Origin of the sequence: Mesorhizobium sp., from assembly GCF_004962925.1 — a bacterium.
Classification (GTDB): domain Bacteria; phylum Pseudomonadota; class Alphaproteobacteria; order Rhizobiales; family Rhizobiaceae; genus Mesorhizobium.
In genome coordinates this window covers 1-238 of sequence record NZ_SUEO01000499.1, presented here as the reverse complement: position 1 = coordinate 238, position 238 = coordinate 1, and the positions used below count along the sequence as shown (strand labels likewise).

Below are 238 nucleotides of genomic sequence, written 5' to 3'. Positions count from 1 at the left end.
GCTCGCCCTGCTGTCCCTGCCGCGCGACGTCGGCAAGCATCCGGAATCCGGCAAGATGATCTCGGCCGGGCTGGGGCGCTACGGTCCGTTCGTTCTGCATGATGGCACCTACGCCAATCTCGACAATATCGAGGACGTGTTCTCGATCGGTCTCAATCGCGCCGTTTCGGTCATCGCCGAGAAGCAGTTGAAGGGCCCGGGCGGCCGCAATGGCGGCACGCCCGCCGCCTTGAAGGAA

Annotated in this window: 1 protein-coding gene; it reads left to right on the top strand. The window is 64.7% G+C overall.

All coding sequences use genetic code 11. The features are described from left to right. On the top strand, window positions 1-238 hold a 238-nt coding region (locus tag E5W87_RS35870), incomplete at both ends, for a topoisomerase C-terminal repeat-containing protein (RefSeq protein ID WP_292408804.1).